Below are 26263 nucleotides of genomic sequence, written 5' to 3' on the forward strand. Positions count from 1 at the left end.
TTCGATCATCACGTTTTGTCCGATATTCGGAAGCCCTTGGCCGATGGGTTTCGTTGCCTTTCTCTAGACTTCTCGCATACCCCCTGTGCCACGGAGTCTGTCATGAACTACCTCATCTCGCTGGGCATCGGCCTGGGCGTCGGTCTGCTTTACGGCGCGCTGGATTTTCGCTCCCCGGCGCCCCCGGCCATCGCGCTGGTAGGGCTGCTGGGCATGCTCGCCGGCGAGCAGTTGTGGCCCATGGGCCGGCAGTTGATCGCCGGTTGGCTCTCCTGAAAACCTTTCATCAATTCAAATGGAAACGCCCATGAAAGCTCTGCAATTCGACAAGACCGGCGACCTCTCTTCCCTGCGCTACGTCGAGGTCCCGACCCCGGTGGCCGGCGCCGATGAAGTGCTGGTGCAGATCAAGGCTGCGGGCCTGAACCCCAGCGATGTGAAGAACGTGCTGGGGCGTTTTCCCTACACCACGCTGCCACGGATTCCCGGTCGGGATTTCGCCGGGGTGGTGGTGGAAGGCCCGCAGGCGATGATCGGTCAGGAAGTCTGGGGCACCGGTCGCGAGCTGGGCTTTTTTGCTGACGGTTCCCACGCGCAGTTCGTCAAGTTGCCGGCCAATGGCGTGGCACTCAAACCTACTCACCTGAGTTTCGCCCAGGCCGCCAGCCTCGGCGTGCCCTACACCACGGCGTGGGATGCACTGGAACGCAGTCTGGTGACATCGGGTACGCGCTTGCTGGTGATCGGCGGCGGGGCGGTGGGCAGTGCGGCGCTGGCGTTGGCGAAAATTCGTGGCGCCCAGGTACTCGCGGCGGCGCGGCGGGTGGAGCAGGTCAAAGAGTTGCAGGCGCAGGGTTTTCAGACGCTGCAACTGGACAAGCCCGAAGACCTCGGCGCGCAAGTGAATGGCGTGTACGCCGGTGGCGCTGACGTGATCTTCGACACCACTGGTTTCTGGCTGCCGGCTTCGGTTCCGGCACTCGCGCCGTTTGGCCGCATCGCAATCATTGCCGCGCCGGTGGACGGCCTCGTGCAATTGCCGGCGCTGGCGTTGTATCGCAAGGGTGGTTCGGTGGTCGGGATCAACTCGCTGCTGTATGGCGTGCAGGCATGTGCGGCGATGCTGGATCAGTTCGGCAAGTTCTTCGATCAGGATCTGTTGCCGTTGCCGGAAGGCTTGGTGGAATCGCCGTTGGCCGAAGGCGTGGCGCGGTATGCCGAGGTGAATCAGGGCAGTGGTGACAAGGTGATTTTGTTGCCATGACCGATTGATGGGGTGGATGGGCTGGCCTCTTCGCGGGCAAGCCTCGCTCCTACAGTGGGTTTGTGTCGTTCACATGTTGTGTGATCGACGCATAGCCCTGTAGGAGCGAGGCTTGCCCGCGAAGGCGTCCTCAACCCGAACTCAAGCCTCAGGCACACCTTTCTCCCAAGCCGACCAATTCTTCAGAATGTCCTGCACCAACGGATTCCCCGTGCGGTAGAGATTTTCCAGTGCCGGCACAAACCCGCCCTGGTCCGCGTATTTGAGCAGGTTATCCACCTCACTCTGCCCCGGCGCCGGCCGGTCGAAGTCGGAACCGGCGCGCACCACCGCCAGGCGCTGCACATCCACCAGGCCTTCACGACTCGCGCGCAACAGCGCTTCGTAGGTGGAGTTGTCTTCCTGCTGGGTCGTGCAGTATTCGCCTTTGTTATCCGTCAGCAGCTTGGTCCAGACTTCCGCCCGTTCGCTCAAACGCGTGCCGGAAAACCAGGTATTACCCGCGAGCGTGTCGCACTTCGTCACCACCGGCGGTTGATTGGCCGGGGCCGACGGATACTTCACGCGCCAGGCTGCCGATTCCTTGCTCTCGCTCAGCTCGACTTTGTGTGACAGGGCAAATGCCTTGGCGAGCAGTTTCGGATTGAGCTCGAAGACTTCGGTCTTGTAATCCAGCGGCGGTTTTTCGTTCGGGCCTTTGGTGTTGATACCGATGTAACCGGTCGGCCAGTCTTTCGGCACGTCCCGGGAATCGATCTCCCACTGGGTGCCGAATTCCACCAGGTAATGCGCCCACGCAGCGGTGCCGATGGTCCCGTGTTTCGGGCTGATGCCGGCAATCCCGGCGATCAGGAAGTAACTTTTGCGCAGGTCGAATTTCGGCGACAGCGCCAAGGCCAGGGTCGAAGCCGCCGCGTTGGTCTGGCCCATGCCGGTGACCATCAGGCACACCTGCTGCGTGTTGCAGCGAATGTTCGGGTACTCGGCGGACAGGCCCGGTACGCGGATTTCCTGCTTGAGTTCCAGGCGCTCGATCCAGTTCTGTGCCTCGGGGGCGAACATGGTGATCAGCATCACTTTCGGCTGGATCGGTGCTTCGCTCGCCCACGCGGTGGAAGCGAGCAGGGTGCCGCAGGCCAGGCCAACGGACAGGGACAGACGCGTCATTGCTTGCATAAAAACTCCTTAGAATTGATAACCGATGCCGGCGTAGTAACCCCAGCCATTGGAGCGGGCGCGGAAGTCGCCGTCGCCGAAATTCAACTCGCTGCCATCCTCCCAGTTGCCGCCGTTGTGGAAGTAACGGCCGACCAGAGTGAAGCGCAGGTGCGTGAACGAATACAGCAAAACGTTGGTGGCCACGGTGGCGTTGGCGGTGCGCGCCGGGTTGTCCTTGTGCAGGTCGGAGCCGAAGTCGAAGTTGGTGAAGCCGATGTAGGTCAGCGACGCGCCGTTGCTGAAGCTGCTGATCGGCACGATGTACTTCAACTGGGCGCGGTAGCCGTCCCAGGAATACTCGTTGCTGGCGCCGTAGTTTTCCCACTGGTAGCGACCGTAGAAGTTGGCCGACAGGTTGACCCGCGAGTGGGTGTCGATGTCGGTGCCCAAACCGCTGTACAGCGTGTTGGCGCGGTTGCGGGTGTTGCTGCCGTGGTCGTAGATCCAGTCGAACGCCACGTACCATTCCTTGAACGGCCCGACGGCCAGGCTGCGGCCGGCCAGGTAGTCGATGGAGATGCGCGGTTCGTGCTCCATGAACAGCGGCGAACCGTGGTCCCACGCGCCTTTGTCATGGCTGTTGCCGATGTCGAAGATTTTCGGGATGTCGACGTAGCCGTACAACTCGAACGGTCCCTTGCGGCCGAAGTACTCGTATTCCAGATACACATCGTCGGACGGTTGCGGGCCGAAGCTGATGTCCTTGCTGCCGATGACCGTCAGGTCCTGGTTGAACCAGTCCGACAGGTACGCGCCTTTTTTCGGTGGGCTGGCCTCGGGGCTGAGGGTTTCGCCCTGAGCGGATTCCTCGGCGGGGGCGGGTTGCGCCAAAACGGTGCTGCTGAGTAGTCCTGTAACGCTGGCCAGTAGCAAAGAAACGGCAAAGGAGCGCGAGCAAGTCACGCGGCTGGACGTACGGTGCATTAAAAGTCCCTTTTCGTGCGGATCGAAGGCCCGGTTTTTCGGGCTTGCGCGGTTATGTAACGAAAAAGCCGTTATCGGCGACTCGCAAACGTTTGCACATCTCATACCAATTGTTACAAATCCATGAAAAACCGAAGAAATCGGCGGTTTTACTGTCCTTTTGATCAGGTAATCAATGTCCCCCTGTAGGAGCTGCCGAAGGCTGCGATCTTTTGATCTTGCCCTCAAAAGCAACATCAAAAGATCGCAGCCTTCGGCAGCTCCTACGTGGATCGCGCACGGCAAAAACACCGCGAAGAAAGGCCAGGCCAGACCTGCTGCGCACGAAAGTATTAATGCTAATTGACCGGCGCCGGATCCCGGACCATCAACTAACGTGCCGGAATGAAACGGTTTTTTTCAGCCGGTCGCAGTCTTGATTCGCGTGTCATTGGATTCATGGCCAGGGTGGCCGACATAGCACGCCCTTCAAGGAAGAATGGTTAACCACGTAAAGGAACTGCCCGTGGACTTGAGATCTGTCATCGCCCCGATTTTCCGTGTCTGCCCTCTTTCTCTTGCTGTCCGCCTCGGTATCGTCGGGGTGGTTGCCACCCTCTCAAGTCCGCAAGTGATGGCCGCCTGTACGCCAGGCAGTCCGGCAGCGGGCGGGACGGTGACCTGTAGCGGCGTGCCGTCGTTGCCGTTGTTCCTCAATACCTTTTCCAGTGCGGTGAACGACCTGACGGTCAACGTCGGTTCCGCCGCGCAACTGAACGCCACCCTCGGCGGGCAGGTGCTGAACCTCACGGGCAACAACATCACGCTGAACAACGCCGGGCTGATCGACCCGGCCATGCTCGGCGCAGTGACCCTGCTGAGCGCGGGCGCGGTGATCGGCAACGCGGGCGCCTCGGTGGTGAACGTCACCAACGCCGCCACCGGCATTATCCGTGGCACTGGCGACTTGCTTGGCGTCAACCTGGGCAGCCTCAACGGCATGGCGTTGAACATCAACAACGGCGCTGGCGGCAGCACCAACATCGTCAACAACGGCACCCTCGGCTCGACTGCGCTGTTGAACATCACGCTGTTCTCGGCGGATACCCCAATCGTCGCGGCGCAGGGCGGCGCCCAGGTCAATGTGATCAACGCGGGCACCATCAACGGCCGGATGGCCTTCGAGACCTCGGCCAGCGGCAACACGTTCGTCAACTCCGGCACCATCAGCGGTGGCGTGTCGATGGGCGATGGCAGCACCAACACCTTCACCGCGATTACCGGTTCGACCATTTCCAATGGCGGCGGCATCGGTCTGGCCCTCGGCGGGTTGATCGGCGTCAACCTGACCTTCGCACCCACCGGCCAGATCGACGGCGGCGCGGGGGGCATCAACTCGCTGATCCTGCAAAACCCCATCGGTGTCGGCGGTGGCACCTCGGGTGTTGGCGTGGTGTCGAGCGCCAACTACGTCAACTTCAACAACCTGACGGTCAACAGCGGCACCTGGACCTTGCAAGGTCCGTTGGTCACCGGCAGCACCACGCTGAATGGCGGTATCGCCCAGTTCAACAACAACGCGACCTTCGGCAGCGGCGTGCTGACCTCCAATGGCGGCGGGTTACAGGCCAGCAGCGGTGGTTTGTCGTTGAGCAACCTGATCAACCTCGGCGCCAGCGGCATCCAATTGCTGGGCACCAACGCCATCACCCTCGGCAACGTGATCAGCGGCAGCGGCGGCATCACCAAGAACGGCACGGGCCAACTGGTGCTCAACGGCGCCAACACGTATCTGGGCGCTACCGCCCTCAACGGCGGTTCGGTACAACTGGGCAACAACCTGGCGTTCAGCACCGGCACGGTGACCGTGGGCGGTTCGACCGTGCTGCAGGCGCCGGGCACTATTACCCTGAACAACAACATCGTGCTCAACAGCGCGATGGGCACCTCCGGCGTCGGCAGTCTGACCCTGTCGGGGCTGATCAGTGGCGCGGGCGGCATCTCGAAAAACGGCAGCGGCACGCTGGCGCTGACCGGCAACAACGCCAGTTACACCGGCAGCACCGACCTCAACGCCGGCACACTGAGCCTGGGCAACAACAATGCGCTCGGCAGCGGCTCGCTGAACGTCAACGCGGCGGCGAGTCTCAATACCACCACCGGCGTGACGCTGAACAATTCGGTGGCGCTGAACGGCAACCTGACCGTCGTGGGCAGCAACGCGCTGACCCTCAATGGCCTGATTTCCGGCTCCAGCGGCTTGATCAAGAATGGTCTGTCGACCCTGACCCTGAGCGGCAACAACACCTATCTGGGCCCAACCGCATTGAACGCCGGTGGCTTGCTGCTGGCGTCCAACACCGCGCTGGGCACTGGCGCGTTGAACACCGCCGCCGGCACCTCCCTCGACACCAGCGTGGCGGTGACGTTGGCCAATGCGGTCAACCTCGGCGGCGACCTGACGATCGGCGGCACTCAGGCGTTAGGCCTGACCGGCGCGATCAACGGCGCGGGCGGATTGATCAAGAATGGCAGCGCCGCACTGACCCTCAGCGGCACCAATGGCTACGCCGGCGACACCGCGCTGAACGCCGGCTCGCTGATTCTCGGCTCCAACACCGCGCTGGGCCTGGGCACCTTGAACACGGCGGCGGGCACCACGCTGGATGCCAGTTCCACGGTTGCGGTGACCAACGCGGTGAACACCACCGGTAACCTGAACATCGGCGGCAGCGCCAACTTGACCCTCGGTGGTGTGGTCGGTGGCAGCGGCAGCCTGACCAAAAACGGCGCCGCCAACCTGACCCTCAATGGCGCCAACACCTTCCTTGGCGGCACCACTCTGAACGCGGGCACCCTCACCGTTGGCAACGCGAATGCCTTGAGCAGCGGTGTGCTGACCGTGGCCGGCGCTTCGACGCTGGACAGCAGCAGTGGCGTTGCCATCGCCAACGACATTGCGATAAACGCCGACCTGAGCATCGGCGGCACTAACCAGCTGACCCTGGATGGCGTGCTGAGCGGCACCAATCAATTGATCAAGAATGGCGCGGCCAACCTGACCCTCAACGGCATCAATACCTTCCAGGGCGGCAGCACGCTGAATGCCGGCAGCATCACCGTCGGCAACAGCGCGGCGCTGGGCACTGGCGGCCTGACCGTGGGCGGCGCGAGCACGCTGACCGGCAGTTCGGCCCTGAGCCTGGCCAACGCCATCACTCTCAACGCCAACCTGACCACCGGCGGTGCCAATGCGCTGACCCTCGACGGCGTCATCGCTGGCGCTGGCGGGTTGATTAAAATCGGCGCGTCCAGCCTGACGCTTACCGGTGCCAACACCTACACCGGCACCACCGCGCTGAATGCCGGCAGCCTGATCGTCGGTTCCAATACCGCGCTGGGCTCTGGCGCGTTGAACGCGTCGGGTGGCACCACCCTTGATGCGAGTGCTGCATCGACCCTGGCCAACGCGGTCAACCTGGGCGGCAACCTGACCTTCGCTGGAACCAACGCGCTGACCCTCAACGGGGTGGTCAGCGGCATCGGCGGGCTGATCAAAAACGGCGCCGCCGACCTGACCCTTAACGGCAGCAACAACTACCTCGGCGCCACCGCGCTGAACGCCGGCAAACTGATCGTCGGCGCCAGCGGTGCCTTGGGCGCCGGTGCATTGAATGCGGCGGCCAACACCACGCTGGACAGCAACACCGCCGTGAGCCTGAGCAATCAGGTGAACCTGGCCGGTGCGTTGAACGTCGGCGGTTCGGCTGACCTGACCCTGACCGGGCTGGTTAACGGTGCCGGCAACCTGGTGAAAAACGGTGCGGCGAATCTGGTCCTCAATGGCGCCAACGGTTTCCTCGGCGGCACCACGTTGAACGCCGGCACCCTGACCGTCGGCAATGGCTCGGCGCTGGGCCTTGGCGGCTTGACCGTCGCTGGCGCGGCAACCCTGGACAGCAATGCCCCGGTCAGCCTCGGCAACAACGTGGCACTGAATGCCGACCTGACCGTCGGCGGCACTCAGGGCCTGACCCTCGGTGGCGTGATCAGTGGCACCAGTCAACTGATCAAGAATGGCGCGGCCAACCTGACCCTCAATGGCGTCAATACCTACCAGGGCGATACCACCCTGAACGCCGGCAGCCTGACGTTGGGCAACGGCGCGGCACTCGGTACTGGCGCGTTGATCGTGGGCGGCACCTCGACCCTCGACAACAGCGCGGCGTTCACCGTGGCCAATGCCATGACGCTGAATGCCGATTTGAACATCGCGGGCAACAATAACCTGAACCTCGGCGGCATCATCGACGGTGCCGGCGCGCTGAACAAAAACGGCCTGTCCGACCTGACACTTAGCGGCAACAACAGCTTCACCGGGGCCTTGAACATTCTGTCCGGCAGCGTCACCGCCGCCAGTACCGGCGCGCTGGGCAACACCTCCGGCGCTAACATCAGCGCTGGCGCCAGCCTCAACCTCGGCACCGATGCCAGCCTCGCCGGCCTCAACGGCAGCGGTGACGTGCTGATCGGCTCGGTCAACACCTTGTCGGTGGGCGGCGTCAGCACCACCAGCACCTTCGACGGCGGTTTGGCTGGCCCCGGCGGCTTGACCAAAGTCGGCACCGGCACGCTTAACCTCACCGGTATCAACGGCCTCACCGGCGACACCGCAGTCAACGGCGGCACCCTGGACCTCAGCGGTTCGCTGGGCAGCGCCAACGTCAACGTCAACACCGGCGCAACCCTGACCGGCACCGGCTCGGTATTGGGCACGCTGAACGTGAACAACGGCGGTCATCTGGGCCTGAGCAGCGGCAACACCTTATCGGTCGGCGGGCTGGCCCTGAACAGCACTTCCAATATGGACGTCGCCCTCGGCGCACCGTCCACCAGTTCGCTGCTGAACATCGGCGGCAACCTGACCCTCGACGGCAATCTCAATGTCGCGGATGCCGGTGGTTTCGGCGTCGGCGTGTATCGCTTGATCAACTACACCGGCAGCCTGCTGAACCTGGGCATGAACATCGGCGCGATCCCGATCGGCTACAGCCTCGCGGACCTGGCGCTGCAAACGTCGATCGGCAATCAGATCAACCTGCTGGTGACTGCGCCTAACGTGAGCCTGCGTTTCTGGGACGGCAGCCAGACCTTGCCCAACGGCACGGTGGACGGCGGCTCCGGGACCTGGAATGCCGGCAGCACCAACTGGACCTCGGCCGATGGTTTGACCAATCAGACCTGGGCCAGCGACTTCGCAATCTTCCAGGGCACGGCGGGCAACGTCACGGTACTGGGTACGCAGACCTTTAACGGCATGCAGTTCGTCACCGATGGCTACAACCTGCTGACCGGCGCGGCCGGGCATCTGACTGCCGTGAATGGCACCGGCGGCAATGCGGCGATCCGGGTCGATCCGGGTTCGACCGCCACCATCGGCGTCGCCATCGACGGGGCGGCCACCCTGGCCAAACTCGACAGCGGCACCTTGGTGCTCAACGGCGCCAACACCTACAGCGGCGGCACCTTGCTGAATGGCGGCACGCTGGTGGTGGGCAGCAACACGGCGCTGGGCAGCGGTCTGTTGACTGCGGCTTCGGGCACCACCCTGGACAGCAACGCCGCTGTCACCCTCGGCAATGCCGTGGATCTGGCCGGCAACCTGAACATCGCGGGCTCCAATGCATTGACCCTCAACGGCGCGATCAGCGGCGTGGGTGGTTTGGTGAAGGCCGGCGGGGCCGACCTGACCCTCGGTGGCAACAACACATTCCTCGGTCCGGTGACGCTGAGTGCCGGCGGCTTGATTCTGGCCTCTAACACGGCACTCGGCGCCGGCGCGCTGAATGCCGCCAACGCCACCACTCTTGATGCCGCGACGGCGGTGACTGTCGGTAACGTGATCAATCTGGCCGGCAACCTCGGCATCGCCGGCAGTGCTGACCTGACCCTCAACGGCGCGGTCAACGGCGCTGGCAGCCTGAGCAAAACTGGCGCGGCAAACCTGGTGCTCAATGGCGTCAACGGCTTCCTCGGCGGTGTCGACCTGAACGCCGGGACCCTGACGGTCGGCAACGCTTCGGGCCTGGGCCTGGGTAACCTGACGGTCTCAGGTGCCTCGACGCTGGACAACAACACGGCGCTGAGCCTGGCGAATAACGTCGGCTTGAACGCCACGCTGGCGGTGGGCGGCAGCAATGACTTGACCCTCGGCGGTGTGATCAGCGGTGTCGGTGGCCTGATCAAGAACGGCGCGGCCAACCTGACCCTCAACGGCGTCAACAGCCTGCAGGGCGACACCACCCTCAACGCCGGCACCCTGACCCTCGGCAACGCGGCGGCGCTCGGCACTGGTGCGTTGACCGTTGCCGGTGCCTCGACGCTGGATAACAGCTCGGCGCTGAGCCTGGCCAACGACATCAACGTCAACGCGGCGCTGAACGTGGCCGGCACCAATAACCTGACCCTGGCCGGTATTGTCGGCGGCGCTGGAACCCTGAACAAAAACGGCGCGGCAGACCTGAGCCTCAGCGGCAACAACACCTTCAGCGGCACCTTCAACGTATTGGGCGGCAGCTTGAGCACCACCTCCGCCACGGCCCTGGGCAACAATGCCGGAGTCAATCTCGGGGCGGGCACCAGCCTCAACCTCGGTGCGTCCGGCAGTCTCGCCAGCCTGACCGGCAGCGGTACGGCGCTGGTCGGCGCGGGGAACACGTTGAGCCTCGGCGGCAACAATGCCAGCAGCACTTTTGATGGTGTGCTCAGCGGCAGCGGCTTGCTCGACAAACTCGGCAGCGGCACCTTCAACCTCACCGGCATCAACAGCCTGACCGGCGACACCAGCATCAACGGCGGCACCCTGAATGTCAGCGGTTCCCTAGGCAGTGCCAACGTCGCGGTCAACAACGGCGGGACCCTCGCCGGCAGCGGCAGCCTTATCGGCGCAGTCAATGTCGCGGATGGCGGTCACGTCGCACTGGCCACCGGCAGCGCCTTGTCGGTGGGTTCGCTGGCCTTGAGCGGCAACTCCAACCTCGATGTCGGGCTCGGTGTGCCGGTGTCCGGCGGCGGTAACGCGCTGATCAATGTCGGCGGCAACCTGACCCTCGACGGTAACCTCAATGTCAGCGACATCGGCGGCTTCGGCAGCGGTGTGTATCGCATCATCAACTACACTGGCGCCCTGACCGACAACGGTCTGGCCGTCGGCACGGTGCCGGGAAGCGTATCGCCGGGCGATCTGCAAGTGCAGACCGCCGTGGGCAGCCAGGTCAACCTGCTGGTCAGCGCACCGAACGTCACCGTGCAATTCTGGGACGGCGCGCAATTGGTCGGTAATGGTTCAATCGACGGTGGCAGCGGTACATGGAATAGCGGCAGCACCAACTGGACCAATGTCAACGGCACCTCGAATCAGGCTTGGGCCAACAGCTTCGCGGTATTCCAGGGCACGGCGGGCAATGTCACGGTCGATGGCTCGCACGCGGTTACCGGCATGCAATTCGTCACCGACGGCTACAGCTTGTTGAACGGCACGGCGGGCGTACTGAACCTGGTCAACGGCGGTTTGGGCAACGCGACTTTCCGCGTTGATCCAAACAGCACCGCAACCCTCGGCGTAGCGATCAACGGCGCCGGCACCCTGGGCAAATACGACACCGGCACCCTGGTGCTGAACGGTGCCAATGGCTACACCGGCGGCACCGCGCTTAACGGCGGCACCTTGGTAGTGGGCAATAACGGCGCGCTCGGCAGCGGCGTACTCACCGCAGCCAACGGCACCACGCTGGACAGCAACCGCGCCGTCAGCCTCGCCAACGCTATCGCGTTGAACGGTGCGATGAGCGTCGCCGGTTCAAATGCGTTGAGCCTCGATGGCGTTGTCATCGGCACCGGCAGCCTGATCAAGAACGGCGCTTCCAGCCTGACCCTGAACGGCAGCAACAGCTACGCCGGCGGCACGCAGTTGAATGCCGGCTCGCTGATCCTCGGCAACAACAGCGCCATCGGCACCGGCGCACTCGGCGTCGGTGGCAGTGCGCAACTCGACAGCAGCGCCGCCCTGCAACTGACCAACGCTATCAACCTCACCGGGCAACTGACCCTGGCCGGCACCCAGGCCACCACCCTCAGCGGCATCATCGCTGGCACCGGCAGTCTGGTGAAAAACGGCAGCGGCGCGCTGGTACTCAGCGGCACCAATACCTACAGCGGTGGCACCACCCTCAACGCCGGCATCACCAGCGGCAACACCACCAGCCTGCAAGGCGCGATCCTCAACAACGCCGCTCTGACCTTCGAGCAAAGCAACAACGGCACCTACACCGGTAACCTCACCGGCAGCGGTACGCTGACTAAAAACGGCACCGGCGAATTGCTGCTCACCGGCACCAACGACCTGACGGGCGACACCAACGTCCAGGCCGGTTCGTTGCTGGTCAACGGCACGCTCAACAGCGCCAATGTGAACGTGGCGAGCGGGGCGAAACTCGGCGGCACCGGCCAGATCGGCGGCGCGGTGCAACTGGCCAGCGGCGCGACCCTGGTCGGTGGTGGCAGCGTCACACCATTGTCGGTCGGCTCCCTGGCCTTGGCGTCGGGTACCAGCCTGGACTTCAGCCTCGGCTCGGCGACCAGCTCGACCAATGTGGTCAACGTCGCCGGCAACCTGACCCTCGACGGCACGCTGAACATCACCGATGCCGGCGGTTTCGGCACCGGTGTCTATCAACTGTTCCACTACGGCGGCAACCTGACCGACAACGGCCTGACCTTCGGCACATTGCCGGGCGGTGTGGCGTCCTCAAGCCTGTCCCTGCAAACCGCGTTGGCCAATCAGGTCAACCTGCTGATGCAGACGACCCAGGGTGAAGTGCAGTTCTGGAACGGCGGCAAAACCAACGCTGACGGTACGATTAGCGGCGGCGACGGCGTCTGGGGCTCTAGCACCAACTGGACGAACGCCAGTGGTACGGCAAGCCAGGGTTCGAGCGGTCGGTTCGCAATATTTGGCGGGCAGGGCGGTACCGTGACAATCGCCGGCAACCAGGGCTTCACCGGGTTGCAGGTGCTCGACAACGGTTATCGCCTGGTGCCAGGTGCCGACGGCAGCCTGACCCCAATCAACGCGGCGGATGGCAGCCTCGCGGCGGTGCGGATCAACTCGGGCGTCACCGCTGAAATCTCGGCGCCTCTGGTCGGCACCGGCGGCATCGAGAAACTCGATGCCGGCACCCTGGTGCTCAGCGGCGCGAACACCTACAGCGGCGGCACCCTCGTCAGCGGCGGTACGCTGGTCGGTAACACCACGAGCCTGCAAGGCCGCATCCTCAACAATGCACGGTTGCTGTTTGCCCAGTCCAGTAACGGGCGTTTCAACGGCGTGCTCAGCGGCACCGGTGATCTGGTCAAACAGGGCGCCGGCACGCTGCTGATCGAGGGTGATCACCCGTTCAGCGGCACCGTCGAAGTGGAACAAGGCCTGTTGCAGGTCGGTGATGCTCCGTCGAACTTCGGCGGGCAGGTCACCGTGTTCAATGGCGCAGCCTTGACCGGTAATGGCAGTGTCGGCTCGGTGGTCAACCACGGGGTGTTCTCGTCCGGCGCCAATGGCGAAACCCTGAGTGTGACGGGTAACCTGACCAACGCGGCGGACGGCCTGCTGGCACTGACCGTCACTTCGCCGACCGTCACACCGTTGCCAGTGGGCGGCACGGCAACCCTTGATGGTGCGCTGCAAGTCACCAATCTGCTGCCGTACTCCGGCGACACCACCTATAAGTTGATTACGGCGGGCGGTGGCGTCAACGGTACGTTCAGCGCAACCGATCTGCCGGAACGTGCGTTCCTCGACACATCACTGGTGTACAGCGCCAACGAAGTCGATCTGGCCGTCAGTCGTAACCAGACGTCCTTCGCCACGGTTGCGGCCACGGGTAACCAACGCAGCACCGCTTCCGCGCTGAGCCGTAATGGCGTGGCCGGTGCGGCGTTGCAGAACGAAGTCATCAACTTGAGCACTGCCGGTGCCCGCGCGGCATTCGACAGCTTGTCCGGGGAAATTCACGCCAGTACCGCCAGCGCGATTCTCGAAGATTCGCGTTACATCCGTGACGCGGTCAACGACCGTATGCGCCAGCCGTCCTGCAGTGGGCCTGACGATCCTCGCCGCGCGCTGGCGCCTAGCGAAAATCGCCTGTCCAGCGGCGGCTGCCACGGCGAAATGGTTGGCTGGATGCGCGCGCTCGGCGCCTGGGGCGAGATGGATGGCGACAGCAACAGCGCCAAACTTGATCGCAACCTGAGTGGCTTCATGCTCGGCACCGACAAACAGATCGACGATCAATGGCGTGCCGGGATGGCCGCCGGTTACACCCGCAGCGACCTGGATGCTCATGACCGTCGCTCCGACGCCACGGTCGAAAGCTACCACTTGGCGGCGTACCTCAACTCGCAGTTCGACGCCCTGGCCGTACGCCTGGGTGCCGCTTACAGCTGGCACGACATCGAAACCAAGCGTGACGTCAACGTCGGCGGCTACAACGATCGCCTGAAAGGCGACTACGACGCACGCAGCGCCCAGGTGTTCGGTGAAGTGGGTTACACGCTCGAAGCGGCAGGCGTTGCGCTGGAACCGTTCGCCGGCCTGTCCTACGTCAACTACGACAGCGACACCGTGCACGAAAAAGGCGGAGTGGGGCGTCTGAAAGCTGATTCCAGCCAGGACATCACCTTCTCCACCCTGGGCCTGCGCGCCGGCAAAGTCATCACCCTGGCCAACGGCGGGCAATTCACCCCGCGTGCGGCCATAGGCTGGCGTCATGCCTTCGGCGACACCAAACCGGATGCCGACCTGAGCTTCATCGACGGCGGCGCCTCGTTCAGCACCCAGGGCGTGCCAATTGCCAAGGACAGCGCGCTGCTTGAAGCAGGCGTGGACTTCCAGATCAGCCAGAACGGCAAACTCGGCCTCGGCTACTCGGGTCAGGTGTCGGGCAAAAACGAAGATCACGCCATGACGATCAGTTTCAGCCTCGGGTTCTAATCGCGGTCGAAGCACTTTCAGCCGCCCGTAAGGGCGGTTTTTTTTGCCTGTCAGTCAGGGATGTGGTGCCTGTGCTGCAGCCTTCGCGAGCAGGCTCGCTCCCACATTGGATCGATGGCGGACACAAAATTTGTGTCCGCCGAAGATCACCTGTGGGAGCGAGCCTGCTCGCGAAGGGGCCCTCACAGGCACCATAAATCCCGTCTGCTAGAATCGGCCCCACTGACTCTACGAGGTGCACCCCATGAGCGAGCCGATTCGTCTGACCCAATACAGCCACGGCGCAGGATGCGGATGCAAAATCTCGCCACAGGTACTGGAAGTGATTCTGGCCGGCAGTGGCGCGCAGAACCTCGATCCAAACCTTTGGGTCGGCAACGCCTCGCGCGATGACGCGGCGGTGTACGCCATCGACGACGAGCGCGGCGTGGTCTCGACCACCGACTTCTTTATGCCGATCGTCGACGACCCGTTCGACTTCGGCCGCATCGCCGCGACCAACGCCATCAGCGACATCTACGCCATGGGCGGCGATCCGTTGATGGCGATTGCGATTCTCGGCTGGCCGGTCAATGTGCTGGCCCCGGAAATCGCCCGGGAAGTGATTCGCGGCGGCCGCTCGATTTGCGACGAGGCGGGCATTCCCCTGGCCGGCGGGCATTCCATCGACGCCCCGGAGCCAATCTTCGGCCTGGCCGTCACCGGGCTGGTGCAAAAACGCCACATGAAGCGCAACGACACCGCCACCGCCGGTTGCCTCCTGTACCTGACCAAACCCCTGGGCATCGGCATCCTCACCACTGCCGAGAAGAAGGGCAAGTTGCGCAACGCCGACATCGGCCTGGCCCGCGACTGGATGTGCACCCTGAACAAACCCGGCAGCCGCTTCGGCAAACTCGACGGCGTGACGGCGATGACCGACGTCACCGGTTTCGGCCTGCTCGGGCACCTGGTGGAAATGGCCGATGGCAGCCGACTTACTGCCCGCATCGAATACGACCGCGTGCCACGTCTGGCGGGCGTCGAGTATTACCTCGAGCAGGGCTGTGTACCGGGCGGTACATTGCGCAACTTCGACAGCTACGCGAGTAAACTCGGGCGTTTGCAGGAGCTGCATAAACGCGTGCTGTGCGATCCGCAAACCAGCGGCGGCCTGCTGATCGCGGTCACGCCCGAGGGTAACGCGCAGTTCCTCGCGGTGGCTGCCGAACTGGGCTTGAGCCTTGAGCCAATCGGCGAATTGGTAGAGCGACAGACCAACGCGGTCGAGGTGTTTTGATGTCAATCGATTGCACCGATTACCTCGACATCTTTCTCAACGACCGGCCCATGATGGATGCCCGTGCGCCAGTCGAATTTCTCAAGGGCTCGTTCCCCGGCGTGGTCAATCTGCCGCTGATGAATGACCACGAGCGGCAACGCATCGGCACCTGCTACAAACAGCACGGCCAGCAAGCGGCCATTGCCTTGGGGCATCAGTTGGTGTCCGGCCAGGTCAAGGCCGAGCGCCTCCAGGCATGGGCCGATTTTGCCCGGGCTCACCCCGATGGCTATTTGTATTGTTTTCGCGGCGGCTTGCGTTCGCAGATCGTCCAGCAGTGGCTCAAGGACGAGGCGGGCATCGACTATCCGCGCATCGGTGGTGGCTACAAGGCCATGCGCTCCTTTTTACTGGAGACGACAGAGCAAGCGGTGGCGCAGTGCGATTTCGTCTTGCTCGGCGGCATGACCGGCACCGGCAAGACCGAAGTGCTGACGCAGTTGAGCAACGGGCTGGACCTGGAAGGCTACGCCAATCATCGGGGTTCCAGCTTCGGCAAGCGCGCCACCGGCCAACCTTCCAACATCGATTTTGAAAACCGTCTGGCGGTGGATCTGCTGAAAAAGCGCGCGCGGGGCATCGAGCAGTTCGTGCTCGAAGACGAGAGTCGTGCAGTGGGCAGTTGTGCCTTGCCGCTGCCGCTGTATCAGGGCATGCAGCAGTTTCCGATGGTCTGGCTGGAAGACAGCCTGGAAGGGCGGGTTGAGCGGATTTTGCGCGATTACGTGGTGGACCTGTGCGCCGAGTTTATCGGGGTGCATGGCGAGGACGGCTTTGCGCTGTTTTCCGAGCGATTGCTGGAAAGCCTGAACAATGTGCAGAAGCGCCTCGGCGGGGAACGTCATCGGCGCATGTTGATTCTGATGGAAGACGCATTGGTGGAGCAGGCTCGCAGTGGCGCGGTGGACTTGCACCGGGGCTGGATCGAAGGGTTGCTGACTGAGTATTACGACCCGATGTATGGGTTTCAGCGGGAGAAGAAGGGCGCGCGGATCGAGTTTGCCGGGGAGCGCGGGGCGGTTCTGGAGTATCTGCGGGAGCGGGGTAGCCTTCGGAAGTGATGGTGGTTTTGTTGGCCTCTTCGCGGGCAAGCCTCGCTCCTACAAAAGCGAGGCTAACGCTCGCTCCCTGTAGGAGCGAGGCTTGCCCGCGAAGGCGCCCTTACAGACGCTAAAAAACTTAAAGCAACGCAGCCCCGATCAACCCGCTGATCACCCCGATCCCCATGGTCATCAGCGCCACGCTCACCAACACCCGCGTATTGAAATCCTTCCGCAGCATCAACAGCGACGGCAGGCTGATGCTCGGCAAGGTCATCAGTAGCGCGACCGCCGGGGCGGTGCCCATGCCCAGGGTCATCATGGTTTGTACGATAGGGATTTCGGCGGCGGTCGGAATCACGAACAACGTGCCGATGATCGCCAGCGGCACCAGCCACAACAGGCTGTTGGCCATAGCGCCATCGATGTGCGGGAACACCCAGACCCGCACCGCACCCAGCACCAGTACCGCCAGGATGTAGATCGGGATGGTGCTCCAGAACAGTTGCCAGATCGTCCGGCCCCAGCGGGTCAGGAACGGTTGCGCGTTGATCTCGCGGGCTTCGGCTACCGCTTCGACAGCGGCTTCGGGCACGTTCTCCGGTCCGGCGATCCGCTGGGCCACCAACGACACGCCAAACACCAGCACGATACCCGCCACCAGGCGCAACGCGGTAAAGCCCCAGCCGAGCACGAAGCCCATGAACACCAGCGTGGCAGGGTTGAGCACCGGGTTGCCGATCCAGAACGCCAGCGCCGCGCCTACCGACACGTTCTGTCGGCGCATGCTCGCCGCCACCGGGGCCGCGCAGCACGAGCACATCATGCCCGGCAGCGCGAACAGGCCACCGCGCAGGGTCGAGGCGAAACCGGCGCGGCCAAACAAGCGCAGAAGCCAGTCCCTTGGAATCAATACTTGCAGCAGTGAGCCGAGGATCACCGCCAGCACGGCGGCTTTCCAGATCGCCAGGAAATACACCTTGGCGTAAGTCAGGGCGGCGATCATTGGGTCGGATTGTTGGTCGTTGATGATCGAGGCGCCGATGCTGTGATTGTCAGCGGCGACGAAAGCCTTGAGGTAGTAGGGCGACCATTTGACGTAGTAGAGGCCGACACAGGCGACCAGCAGGAACAGCGCGGGTTTCCACCAGAACGACCAGCCCCGGGCGGGGAGTGCTGTGGTTGAGAGAGACATGGCAAGGTTCCGGGCAAGGGAGAGATCAACTGATGATAGCCCAGCCCCTTCTTACCCGTGGTCCCGACAGAGTGTGGGACGTGGCAGACGTCTTACGTAGGACAGTTCTGCGAGCCGTTATCCAGCCCCTGTTTATACGTGTGGCTGACCAGGCTGGCCTTGCCGTTGTGCCAGGTCAGGGTCAGTACGTACAGCGAATCGTAGTCGCTGGACTCCCAGTCCTCGGTGATGTTCTGTTTCTTGCCCAGCGCGTCGCCGGCAACCTTGTTGATCAGCTCGGGCAGGTAGCCGTGGGACCAGGCGGTGTAGATGATCGAGTTGTGATACTTGTCGTGCAGCAGTTCATCCGCCAGATCGCTGGTGTCGTTGGCCGAATACTCGATGTTCACCGGCAACCCGAGCTTGATTGCGCTGGGGCTGATGGTCATCAGGGGGCGAATGTAGCTGTAGGAATTGTCCAGTTCGCCTTCCTCGACATTGCGCGTCGGGTTGGCGGCGAACACATAGTTGGCCTTGCCGAATTTCTCTGGCAGCAACGTGGACAGGTTTATCGCACGGTTCAACCCCTGGCAATTGAGCTGGCCCAGGCCGCCTTCGGGTTTTTCCGCATGGCGCAGGAATACCAGCGTCTGGGTGCCGTCGGCCGGTTGGGCGCGGCTTTCGCTGGACTCAAGCGACAGGAACAGCGCGCTGGCCGCCAGTAACGAAGGCAGGAAAATGTACGCGCGATGCTTGAAGCGTTGGGCAAATTTCAAGAGGTTCATCATTGAATAATGGGTTCTTCAGCGCATTCGATTAAGGCTGACAAACCTTTACACCGCGCTCCCAGCGTCGGGTGTTTTCCATGTCGTTGTGCCGGTCCGTTTCCGTGAAGGGCATTGCTCAGAGTCCCCTGAGGCCCATTTGGTTCGATACCGGCGGTTTCGCAGCACTTTAGCCGCAACCTTCGACGGGATGGCTGAAGGTTAGCGACAGGATGTTTCGGATTTATGGATACCCGCATATTTCTGCGCCAGAAGTCCCCGGACCTACATTATGATCAGCGCTCCAATGTCTGCGTGGATGCACCCATGACCGATCTCTCTGCGTTCCCGATCAATCAAAAATGGCCGGCCCAGTACCCCGACTGGATTCAGCTCTACTCCTTGCCGACCCCCAACGGCGTCAAGGTCTCGATCATGCTTGAAGAGATCGGCCTGCCGTATGAGCCGCACCGTGTGGGTTTCGAGACCAACGATCAGTTGTCGCCAGAGTTCATGTCCTTGAACCCCAACAACAAGATCCCGGCGATCATCGATCCCCACGGCCCAGGCGATCAGCCGCTGCCGCTGTTCGAGTCCGGGGCGATTCTTATCTACCTCGCCGACAAAAGTGGCCAGTTGCTGGCCCAGGAATCGGCGGCGCGCTATGAGACGATCCAGTGGTTGATGTTTCAGATGGGCGGTATCGGGCCGATGTTCGGCCAGGTCGGTTTCTTCAACAAGTTCGGCGGCAAGGACTACGAGGACAAACGTCCGCGTGATCGCTACGTCGAAGAAAGCAAACGCCTGCTCAATGTGCTCGACAAACGTCTGGAAGGGCGCGACTGGATCATGGGCGAGCGCTACACCATCGCGGATATCGCGACGTTCCCGTGGGTGCGCAACCTGATCGGTTTCTACGAGGCGGGGGATCTGGTGGGCATCCAGAATTTCCCCAATATCACACGGGTGCTGGAGCGCTTCCTGGCGCGGCCGGCGGTGATGCGCGGGCTGGAAATTCCCAAGTAAAGCTATTCAAGACCAAGGCAGGCCATGAGTTCTTTCAATTTCAAGCAAGTCGATGTGTTCAGCCAAACGCCGCTCAAAGGCAATCCGTTGGCGGTGGTGTTCGGCGCTGACCGGCTCAGTGATGAGCGCATGGCAGCGTTCGCGAGCTGGACCAATCTCAGCGAAACCACGTTCATTCTCGAGCCCCGGGACCCGCGCGCCGACTACCGGGTGCGGATCTTCACCACCCTGTCGGAACTGCCGTTCGCCGGGCATCCGACCCTTGGCACCTGTCACGCCTGGCTTGAGGCCGGTGGCGTGCCCAAGGGTGATGAGATCATTCAGGAGTGCGGCGTCGGGCTGGTGCGGATTCGTCGGCAAGGAGCGGAGTTGGCGTTTCTCGCGCCGCCGCTGCTTCGGACCGGGGCGGTGGATGCCGACGTGGTCGAGCGGGTGCGACGTGGACTGCGGCTGGAGGAGGGGGCGATTGTTCGGGCGCAATGGGTTGATAACGGCGCTGGCTGGTTGGCGGTGATGGTCGAGGATCGGCAGCAGGTACTCGATGTGCAGCCGGATCATTCGCAAATGCTAGGTCTGGCGGTTGGCGTGATCGCGCCGTGGAATCCTGAGCGTGACGGCGATGATGCACAGTTCGAAGTCCGCGCGTTCATCTCCGGCGACGGCATGCCGGAAGACCCGGCCACCGGCAGCCTGAATGCGGGGATTGCCCAGTGGTTGCTCGGTGAAGGGCTGGCACCGGCGTCATATGTAGTCAGCCAAGGCTTGACCATGGGGCGTGCGGGACGGATTCAGGTGGATCAGGTCGGAGATGAGATCTGGATTGGTGGCGCAGTGGTGACCTGTATCGCCGGGACGCTGAGTTTGTAGCGGGGTGAAACACCAATCCCCTGTGGGAGCGGGCTTGCTCGCGAAGGCGGTGCATCAGTCAATACATGTGACGACTGACACAATGCCTTCGCGAGCAAGCCCGCTCCCACAGTGGTCCAGCGTCTTTCATTTGATCCGGGCCGACACAAAATCCCTGTGGGAGCGAGCTTGCTCGCGAATGCGGTGGGCCAGTCACCTGGATGTTGAATGTGCGACCGTCTTCGCGAGCAGGCTCGCTCCCACAAGGGGATTGTTGCCGGACCGGTAAGGGTTTGTTCCGCACTTGAGGTTTGTGTCCTGCGCCTGACAGGGCATAAGCTTCGCCCCCTACGACTTTTGTCTCAGGAAAACCCATGTCCAGCCAGTTCCCCGAAGCACGTCCACGCCGTCTGCGCCGCAATGCGAGCCTGCGCAGCCTGTTCCAGGAAACCGAGTTCAGCCTGAACGACCTGGTGCTGCCAATTTTCGTCGAGGAAGAAATCGACGACTTCGTGCCGATCAAAAGCATGCCCGGTGTGATGCGGATTCCCGAGTCGAAACTGGCCGGCGAGATCGAGCGGTATGCCCGTGCCGGGATCAAGTCGGTGATGACCTTCGGCGTGTCCCATCACTTGGATAGCAGCGGCAGCGATACTTGGAACGATAACGGCCTGGTATCGCGCATGTCGCGCATCGCCAAGGATGCGGTGCCGGAGATGATCGTGATGTCCGACACCTGCTTCTGCGAATACACCGATCACGGCCACTGCGGCGTGCTGCACAATCATGAAGTCGACAACGACAAAACCCTGATCAACCTCGGCAAACAAGCCGTGGCTGCGGCCCGTGCCGGTGCTGATGTGATCGCCCCGTCGGCGGCGATGGACGGTCAGGTCCAGGCGATTCGCCGGGCCCTCGACGAAGCCGGCTTCACCCAGACCGCGATCATGGCGTACTCGACCAAATTCGCCTCGGCACTCTACGGTCCGTTCCGCGAAGCTGGCGGCAGCGCGTTGAAAGGCGACCGTAAAAGCTACCAGATGAACCCGATGAACCGCCGCGAAGCCGTGCGTGAATCGCTGCTGGACGAACAGGAAGGCGCCGATGCGCTGATGGTCAAACCGGCCGGCGCGTACCTGGACATCATCCGCGACATCCGCGAGGTTTCGCGTCTGCCGCTGTCGGCGTATCAGGTCAGCGGCGAATACGCGATGATCAAATTCGCCGCTCAGGCCGGGGCGATTGATGAAGATCGCGTGGTGCGTGAAAGCCTCGGCGCCATCAAGCGCGCCGGCGCAGACCTGATCTTCACTTACTTCGCGATGGACCTGGCCCTGGCCGGGATCTAACCAACACCGCATCTCCCCCCTGTGGGAGCGGACTTGCTCGCGAAGGCGGTATGTCAGCCAATACAAATGGCGACTGACCCACCGAATTCGCGAGCAGGCTCGCTCCCACACTGGATTGTGTGCATCAGCGGGCCCCAAAAAACGGCCGTATTCCGTGATCCCGGAAATACCGCTCGATCACTTTCGGATCTGCACTGTTATCGGCAATCGCCACATAGGTATCCGGCCTTAGCAGGTAAAATCCGTTGCGCGCCAATCCGGCGGTATCAAACGCCGGCCGCCAGTCGAACACGTGCAGCGGCAGGTGATGCTCGATGCACCAGTCGATCATTTCGTCGCTGGTGTCGCCGTACACATGCACCTGCCACGCGGGGTTTTTCAGCGGTTCGTAGTTGTCGCCTTCGCCATCGTGGGCCCAGGGCAGGCGGTCGCCGCCGTGGACGTGGCCTGCGGTGCCTTCGCTCAACGGCATGCCGCGATAGTTGAGGGTGATCTGCGACACCGTGCGAAACAGGAATTCCCGGCTCGCGCCGAACGAGGTCATTTTGGGGATCAGGAACGGTGCCAGCCGCGTGCGCAGCAGGTCGGCGACTTTGCCTTCTGCGGTGACGAAGCTGAACACCCGGTCGGTGGTGGACACCAGGCGCCGGGCGAAGGCGATGCGTTCAGTTTCGTAGCTGTCGAGCAGTTTCGCGGTGGCGGCGCCGCTCAGAACCGCAGCGAGTTTCCAGGCCAGGTTGATAGCGTCGCCGATCCCGGTGTTCATGCCTTGGCCACCCGCAGGGCTGTGGACATGGGCCGCGTCGCCGAGCAGAAACGCGCGATCACGGCGGAAAAACTCCGCGACCCGGTGATGCACGCGGTAGGTCGAGAACCAGTTCACCTGTTCAATCCTGACCTTCAAATGCTCGATGGCCCGGCTGCTGACGTCTTCGAATGCAAGGGTTTCTGCATGCTCGGCACGTTCGTCGCGCACAGTGCCGATCAACCGCGCATGACCTTCGCTGGCCAGGGGAAACACCGCGAGAAAGTCCGCTTCATCGAGGTCTACGTGCAGTTCGCCGTTGAACGCCGGGCCGCTGGCCTGGACATCCGCCACGTAGAAAATCTGTTGGTAGGTGCCGCCGGGAAACCCGCTGTCGAGGGTCTTGCGCACAATCGACCGGGCGCCGTCGCAACCCGCGATATAACAGGCCTGGCAGGTTTCTTCCTGGCCATCGGGCAGGCGTAACTGCGCGGTGATGCCGTCGCCGGTTTCCGTGAAATTTTCCAGTGTGGTATCGCGTTCCACGCGGACGCCAAAGGTGTCGAGGCGTTCGATCAACAACGCTTCGTGTTCGTCCTGCGGAAAGATTTCCAGGAAGGCGTAAGGCGTCAGGCCCTCGCCAATCCGGGTCAACGGCAGGCGCGCCACGGCTTCGCCCTTGACCCAGAAATTCGCCGCCGCTACTCGATGGCCGTTTTGTACGATGGCGTCGGCGAGGTCGAGCTGACGGTATAACTCAAGGGTTCGCGCCTGCACGGCCAGGGCCCGGGAGGTGGTGCCGGGGGCCGAGGTCTTGTCGATGATGCGCACCTGGATGCCGAGCTTGCTCAGCCACAGCGCCAGCACCAGACCGGTCGGCCCGGCGCCGATGATCAGCACGTCACTTCGGTTCATGAGGGCACTCTCCGAAAGGTGGGTCGGACAAGTATGGTTCAGACAAGACAATCGAGCGTTGTGAATACAAATCCCTGTGGGAGCGAGCTTGCTCGCGATGGCGTCGGTACATCCAGCATCTATGTGACTGAACCACCGCCATCGCGAGCAAGCTCGCTCCCACAGGGTCTTATGTTGGCTTTGCTTTTTCATTCAACAAAAAAGGCCCCGCAGTCTAAAACTGCGGGGCCTTTTCATTGCGCGGTGGTGCTTAGAAGTCGATGGTGCCCGACAACTTCGCGACGCGCGGCTCACCCTGGGTCAGGTAGCCGGCCTGTGCCGATTCCCAGTACTTCTCGTTCGCTAGGTTCTCTATGTTCAGGCGCAGGGTGATGTCCTTCTGATCGACTTTGAAGCCATAACGGGCACCGGCGTCGAAGCGGTTCCACGTCGGCAGGCTGAGGTTGTTCGCCGCGTCGGCGTATTGGCCCCCGGTGCGCAACATCCGTGCGTTCAGCGCTACGCCTTGCAGGCCTGGCACGTCCCAATCCACGCCAGCGTTGAACTGGAAGGTCGGCACGCCGATGGCGCGGTTGCCGTCGTTGGCGCCGTTCTGGGTGTTCTTCAGCTCGGTGTCCATCAGGGTCAGGCCGCTGATCAGGCGCAGACCTTCGATCGGCTCGCCGAAGACGTTGAGTTCGACGCCCTTGTTGATCTGTTCACCCTGGCGAACATACTCCGCCGTGGTGGCACTGGTGATGACCGAATAACCATCGCTCGGCTGCTCGATGCGGTACACGCCGAGGCTCGCGCCGTAGGTGCCCATGTCGACTTTGACGCCGGCTTCGATCTGTTTCGAACGGGCGGGGGCGAACGCCTGGTTGCCGTTGGTTACGATGCGGCTGCCGGATGTGGTCGGCGAAGTTGGGCCTTGCGCCAGACCTTCGATGCGGTTGGCATAGAACGACACGTGGTCCCAAGGCTTGAACACCAGGCCATAGACCGGCGTGGTGATCGATTCGTCGTAAGCCGTGGTGCGGCTGCCGGAACCATACGGCGCGTAGCCGTAGCCTTGAACCACCAATTGTTGGCGACGCAGGCCGACGGTCAGCAACAGTCGGTCATCGAAGAAGCCGAGGGTGTCGGACACTGCACCGCTGCGGGCGAAGGTTTTGCCGACGATACCTGGATCGCTCAAGTCGCCGCCGGAGAAGTTGCCGACGGGCGAGGGCGTCTCCACCGGATGGTAAATATTGTTCGAGTAACGGGTCAGGTCGAAATCGTAGGCGCTGCGCTGTTCGGTCCAGATACCGGCCAGGCCGAAATTCAGCTTGTGGGTGACCGGGCCGGTGGCGAAGCGGCCGTTGAGGCCGGCCATGACGCTGGTGTTGTCTTCATCGTGCGGGATGAACGAACCAGTGGTGGTCGAGGCCCCGTCGTTGCCCACCAGCGTGGTGGAGTTGTAGCGCCCGACTTCACGGGTGTGCTTGGCGCCGCCAGCCGCGTAGGCGGTCCAGTTGTCGTTCAGGTCGTACTCGGCGCGCAGCATACCGAAGGTGTCTTCGATGTCGGTGAAACCCCACTTCGGCGCGTAGTTGGTGTCGGCCGACGGCGCATCTGGAATGTGCGTGGTGTTGCCCAGGTTGACCGTGTTGCGACCACCGTTGACGCGTTCTTTCTGATAGGCGAAATCGCCGGAAATGCGCAGGGCGTCACCGCGATAATCGAGGCCGATGGAAAACAGTTTCGAGCGCTGGTTTTCGTGATCGATGCCGGTGTCGCCTTCACGCTGGGCCAGGTTGACCCGCGCACCAAAACGGTTGTCTTCACCGAAACGCTGGCCGAGATCGAGGTGTTGACCGACGCGACCTTCGTCGTTGATGTCGGTGGTGAAGCGGCGGGTGGGTACGTCACCGGCGCGCTTGGGCTGCAGGTTGACGCCGCCGCCGATGCCGGAACCGGTCGGGGTCACGCCGTTGATAAAGGCGTTCGGGCCCTTGAACACTTCCACGCGCTCCAGGGCGTCGGTGGAAATGATCTGCCGTGGCAACACGCCGTACAGGCCGTTATAGGAAATGTCGTCGCCGTTCAGGGGCAAGCCGCGGATCATGAAGACCTGTGCCTGGTTGGAGAAACCGGAAGCCTGGCGCACCGACGAATCGTTGAGCAGCACGTCGGCGACGTCTTCGGCCTGTTGGTCCTGGATCAGTTGTTCGGTGTAGGAAGTCATGGTGAACGGCACGTCCATCATGTCCTGATTGCCCAACACACCCAACTGACCGCCGCGTGCTACCTGACCACCGGCATAGACCGGGGGCAGGGCGGCTGTCGCGGTTGGCGCCTGGGCGTTGACGTTGACTTCATCCAGCACCAGCGCTTTGCCATCGTTGTCGGTGGTTGCGGCGTGAGCAGAGACGGACAGGGCGCAAAACAAGGCGAGAAGGGTCGGGCGAAAGGGAACGCCGAGTCGGGCTGGAGTGGGCATGTTCGATCCTGGCGGCGCGCCGCCGATGAGAAAAAGGATAACGGCGCGGGGAACTCCTTGCGCAAATGCGACTCCAGGCGCAAATGATATGTTTTCTCAGTAACGTTTCGCAACGAGTTTGTCATCGGTGCACGAACAGGCTGGAAAATTTGCACAAAACCTTGTGGGAGCGAGCTTGCTCGCGATG

General features: G+C 62.6%; 14 protein-coding genes. 8 read left to right on the top strand and 6 right to left on the bottom strand.

The genetic code is table 11. From position 1 onward, the window contains the following. The first annotated feature begins 102 nt into the window (after window positions 1-102). Window positions 103-276, top strand: a complete 174-nt coding sequence (locus tag ACIOYV_RS15970) for a DUF1427 family protein (protein ID WP_082356724.1) — start codon at window positions 103-105, stop codon at window positions 274-276. Between the two features lie 31 nt (window positions 277-307). Continuing rightward, entirely contained in the window at window positions 308-1264 is a 957-nt protein-coding gene (locus tag ACIOYV_RS15975; RefSeq protein WP_401324967.1) for a zinc-binding alcohol dehydrogenase family protein, read from the top strand. Window positions 1265-1405: 141 nt separating this feature from the next. Here the strand turns inward: ACIOYV_RS15975 and ACIOYV_RS15980 are convergent, their stop codons facing one another. Both ACIOYV_RS15980 and ACIOYV_RS15985 read right to left on the bottom strand, forming a co-directional pair. Then, window positions 1406-2440: a purine nucleoside permease gene (locus ACIOYV_RS15980; RefSeq protein WP_265039765.1), complete on the bottom strand. Its 1035-nt coding sequence runs from the start codon at window positions 2438-2440 to the stop codon at window positions 1406-1408. A 9-nt stretch (window positions 2441-2449) separates the two neighbouring features. Continuing rightward, window positions 2450-3406, bottom strand: a complete 957-nt coding sequence (locus ACIOYV_RS15985) for a nucleoside-specific channel-forming protein Tsx (protein WP_054051610.1) — start codon at window positions 3404-3406, stop codon at window positions 2450-2452. A 613-nt stretch (window positions 3407-4019) separates the two neighbouring features. Here ACIOYV_RS15985 and ACIOYV_RS15990 point away from each other — a divergent pair. From ACIOYV_RS15990 to mnmH, 3 genes are all read left to right on the top strand, one after another. Continuing rightward, entirely contained in the window at window positions 4020-14432 is a 10413-nt protein-coding gene (locus ACIOYV_RS15990) for an autotransporter-associated beta strand repeat-containing protein (protein ID WP_401325225.1), read from the top strand. Window positions 14433-14676: 244 nt separating this feature from the next. Then, complete coding sequence (gene selD, locus ACIOYV_RS15995; protein ID WP_401324971.1) at window positions 14677-15711, top strand: selenide, water dikinase SelD; 1035 nt, start codon at window positions 14677-14679, stop codon at window positions 15709-15711. Then, a complete protein-coding gene (mnmH, locus tag ACIOYV_RS16000; RefSeq protein WP_401324974.1) occupies window positions 15711-16814 on the top strand; it encodes a tRNA 2-selenouridine(34) synthase MnmH in 1104 nt (367 codons plus the stop codon). Before selD ends, mnmH begins: the two co-directional genes overlap by 1 nt. Before the next feature lie 118 nt (window positions 16815-16932). On the opposite strand, the gene ACIOYV_RS16005 is transcribed toward mnmH, so the two are convergent. Both ACIOYV_RS16005 and ACIOYV_RS16010 read right to left on the bottom strand, forming a co-directional pair. Beyond that, window positions 16933-17988, bottom strand: coding sequence for a permease (locus ACIOYV_RS16005; RefSeq protein WP_401324976.1), 1056 nt, complete (start codon window positions 17986-17988; stop codon window positions 16933-16935). 92 nt (window positions 17989-18080) lie between these two features. After that, window positions 18081-18755 (bottom strand): histidine phosphatase family protein, encoded by a 675-nt coding sequence (locus tag ACIOYV_RS16010; RefSeq protein ID WP_163913545.1) that lies wholly within the window; start codon window positions 18753-18755, stop codon window positions 18081-18083. 303 nt (window positions 18756-19058) lie between these two features. On the opposite strand from ACIOYV_RS16010, the gene ACIOYV_RS16015 reads away from it, so the two are divergent. The 3 genes from ACIOYV_RS16015 (at window position 19059) to hemB (ending at window position 21952) form a co-directional block, all read left to right on the top strand. Continuing rightward, entirely contained in the window at window positions 19059-19757 is a 699-nt protein-coding gene (locus ACIOYV_RS16015; protein WP_054617386.1) for a glutathione S-transferase family protein, read from the top strand. A gap of 24 nt (window positions 19758-19781) precedes the next feature. Continuing rightward, on the top strand, window positions 19782-20624 hold the full coding sequence (locus tag ACIOYV_RS16020) for a PhzF family phenazine biosynthesis protein (protein ID WP_401324979.1): 843 nt from the start codon (window positions 19782-19784) through the stop codon (window positions 20622-20624). Window positions 20625-20977: 353 nt separating this feature from the next. Further along, on the top strand, window positions 20978-21952 hold the full coding sequence (hemB, locus tag ACIOYV_RS16025) for a porphobilinogen synthase (protein WP_054051622.1): 975 nt from the start codon (window positions 20978-20980) through the stop codon (window positions 21950-21952). Between the two features lie 124 nt (window positions 21953-22076). On the opposite strand, the gene ACIOYV_RS16030 is transcribed toward hemB, so the two are convergent. Both ACIOYV_RS16030 and ACIOYV_RS16035 read right to left on the bottom strand, forming a co-directional pair. Continuing rightward, entirely contained in the window at window positions 22077-23612 is a 1536-nt protein-coding gene (locus ACIOYV_RS16030; RefSeq protein ID WP_401324982.1) for an FAD-dependent oxidoreductase, read from the bottom strand. Between the two features lie 250 nt (window positions 23613-23862). Beyond that, on the bottom strand, window positions 23863-26076 hold the full coding sequence (locus ACIOYV_RS16035) for a TonB-dependent receptor (RefSeq protein WP_401324985.1): 2214 nt from the start codon (window positions 26074-26076) through the stop codon (window positions 23863-23865). Window positions 26077-26263: the final 187 nt, after the last annotated feature.

It is taken from the genome of Pseudomonas sp. NPDC087342 (assembly GCF_044744265.1).
Classification (GTDB): domain Bacteria; phylum Pseudomonadota; class Gammaproteobacteria; order Pseudomonadales; family Pseudomonadaceae; genus Aquipseudomonas; species Aquipseudomonas nunensis.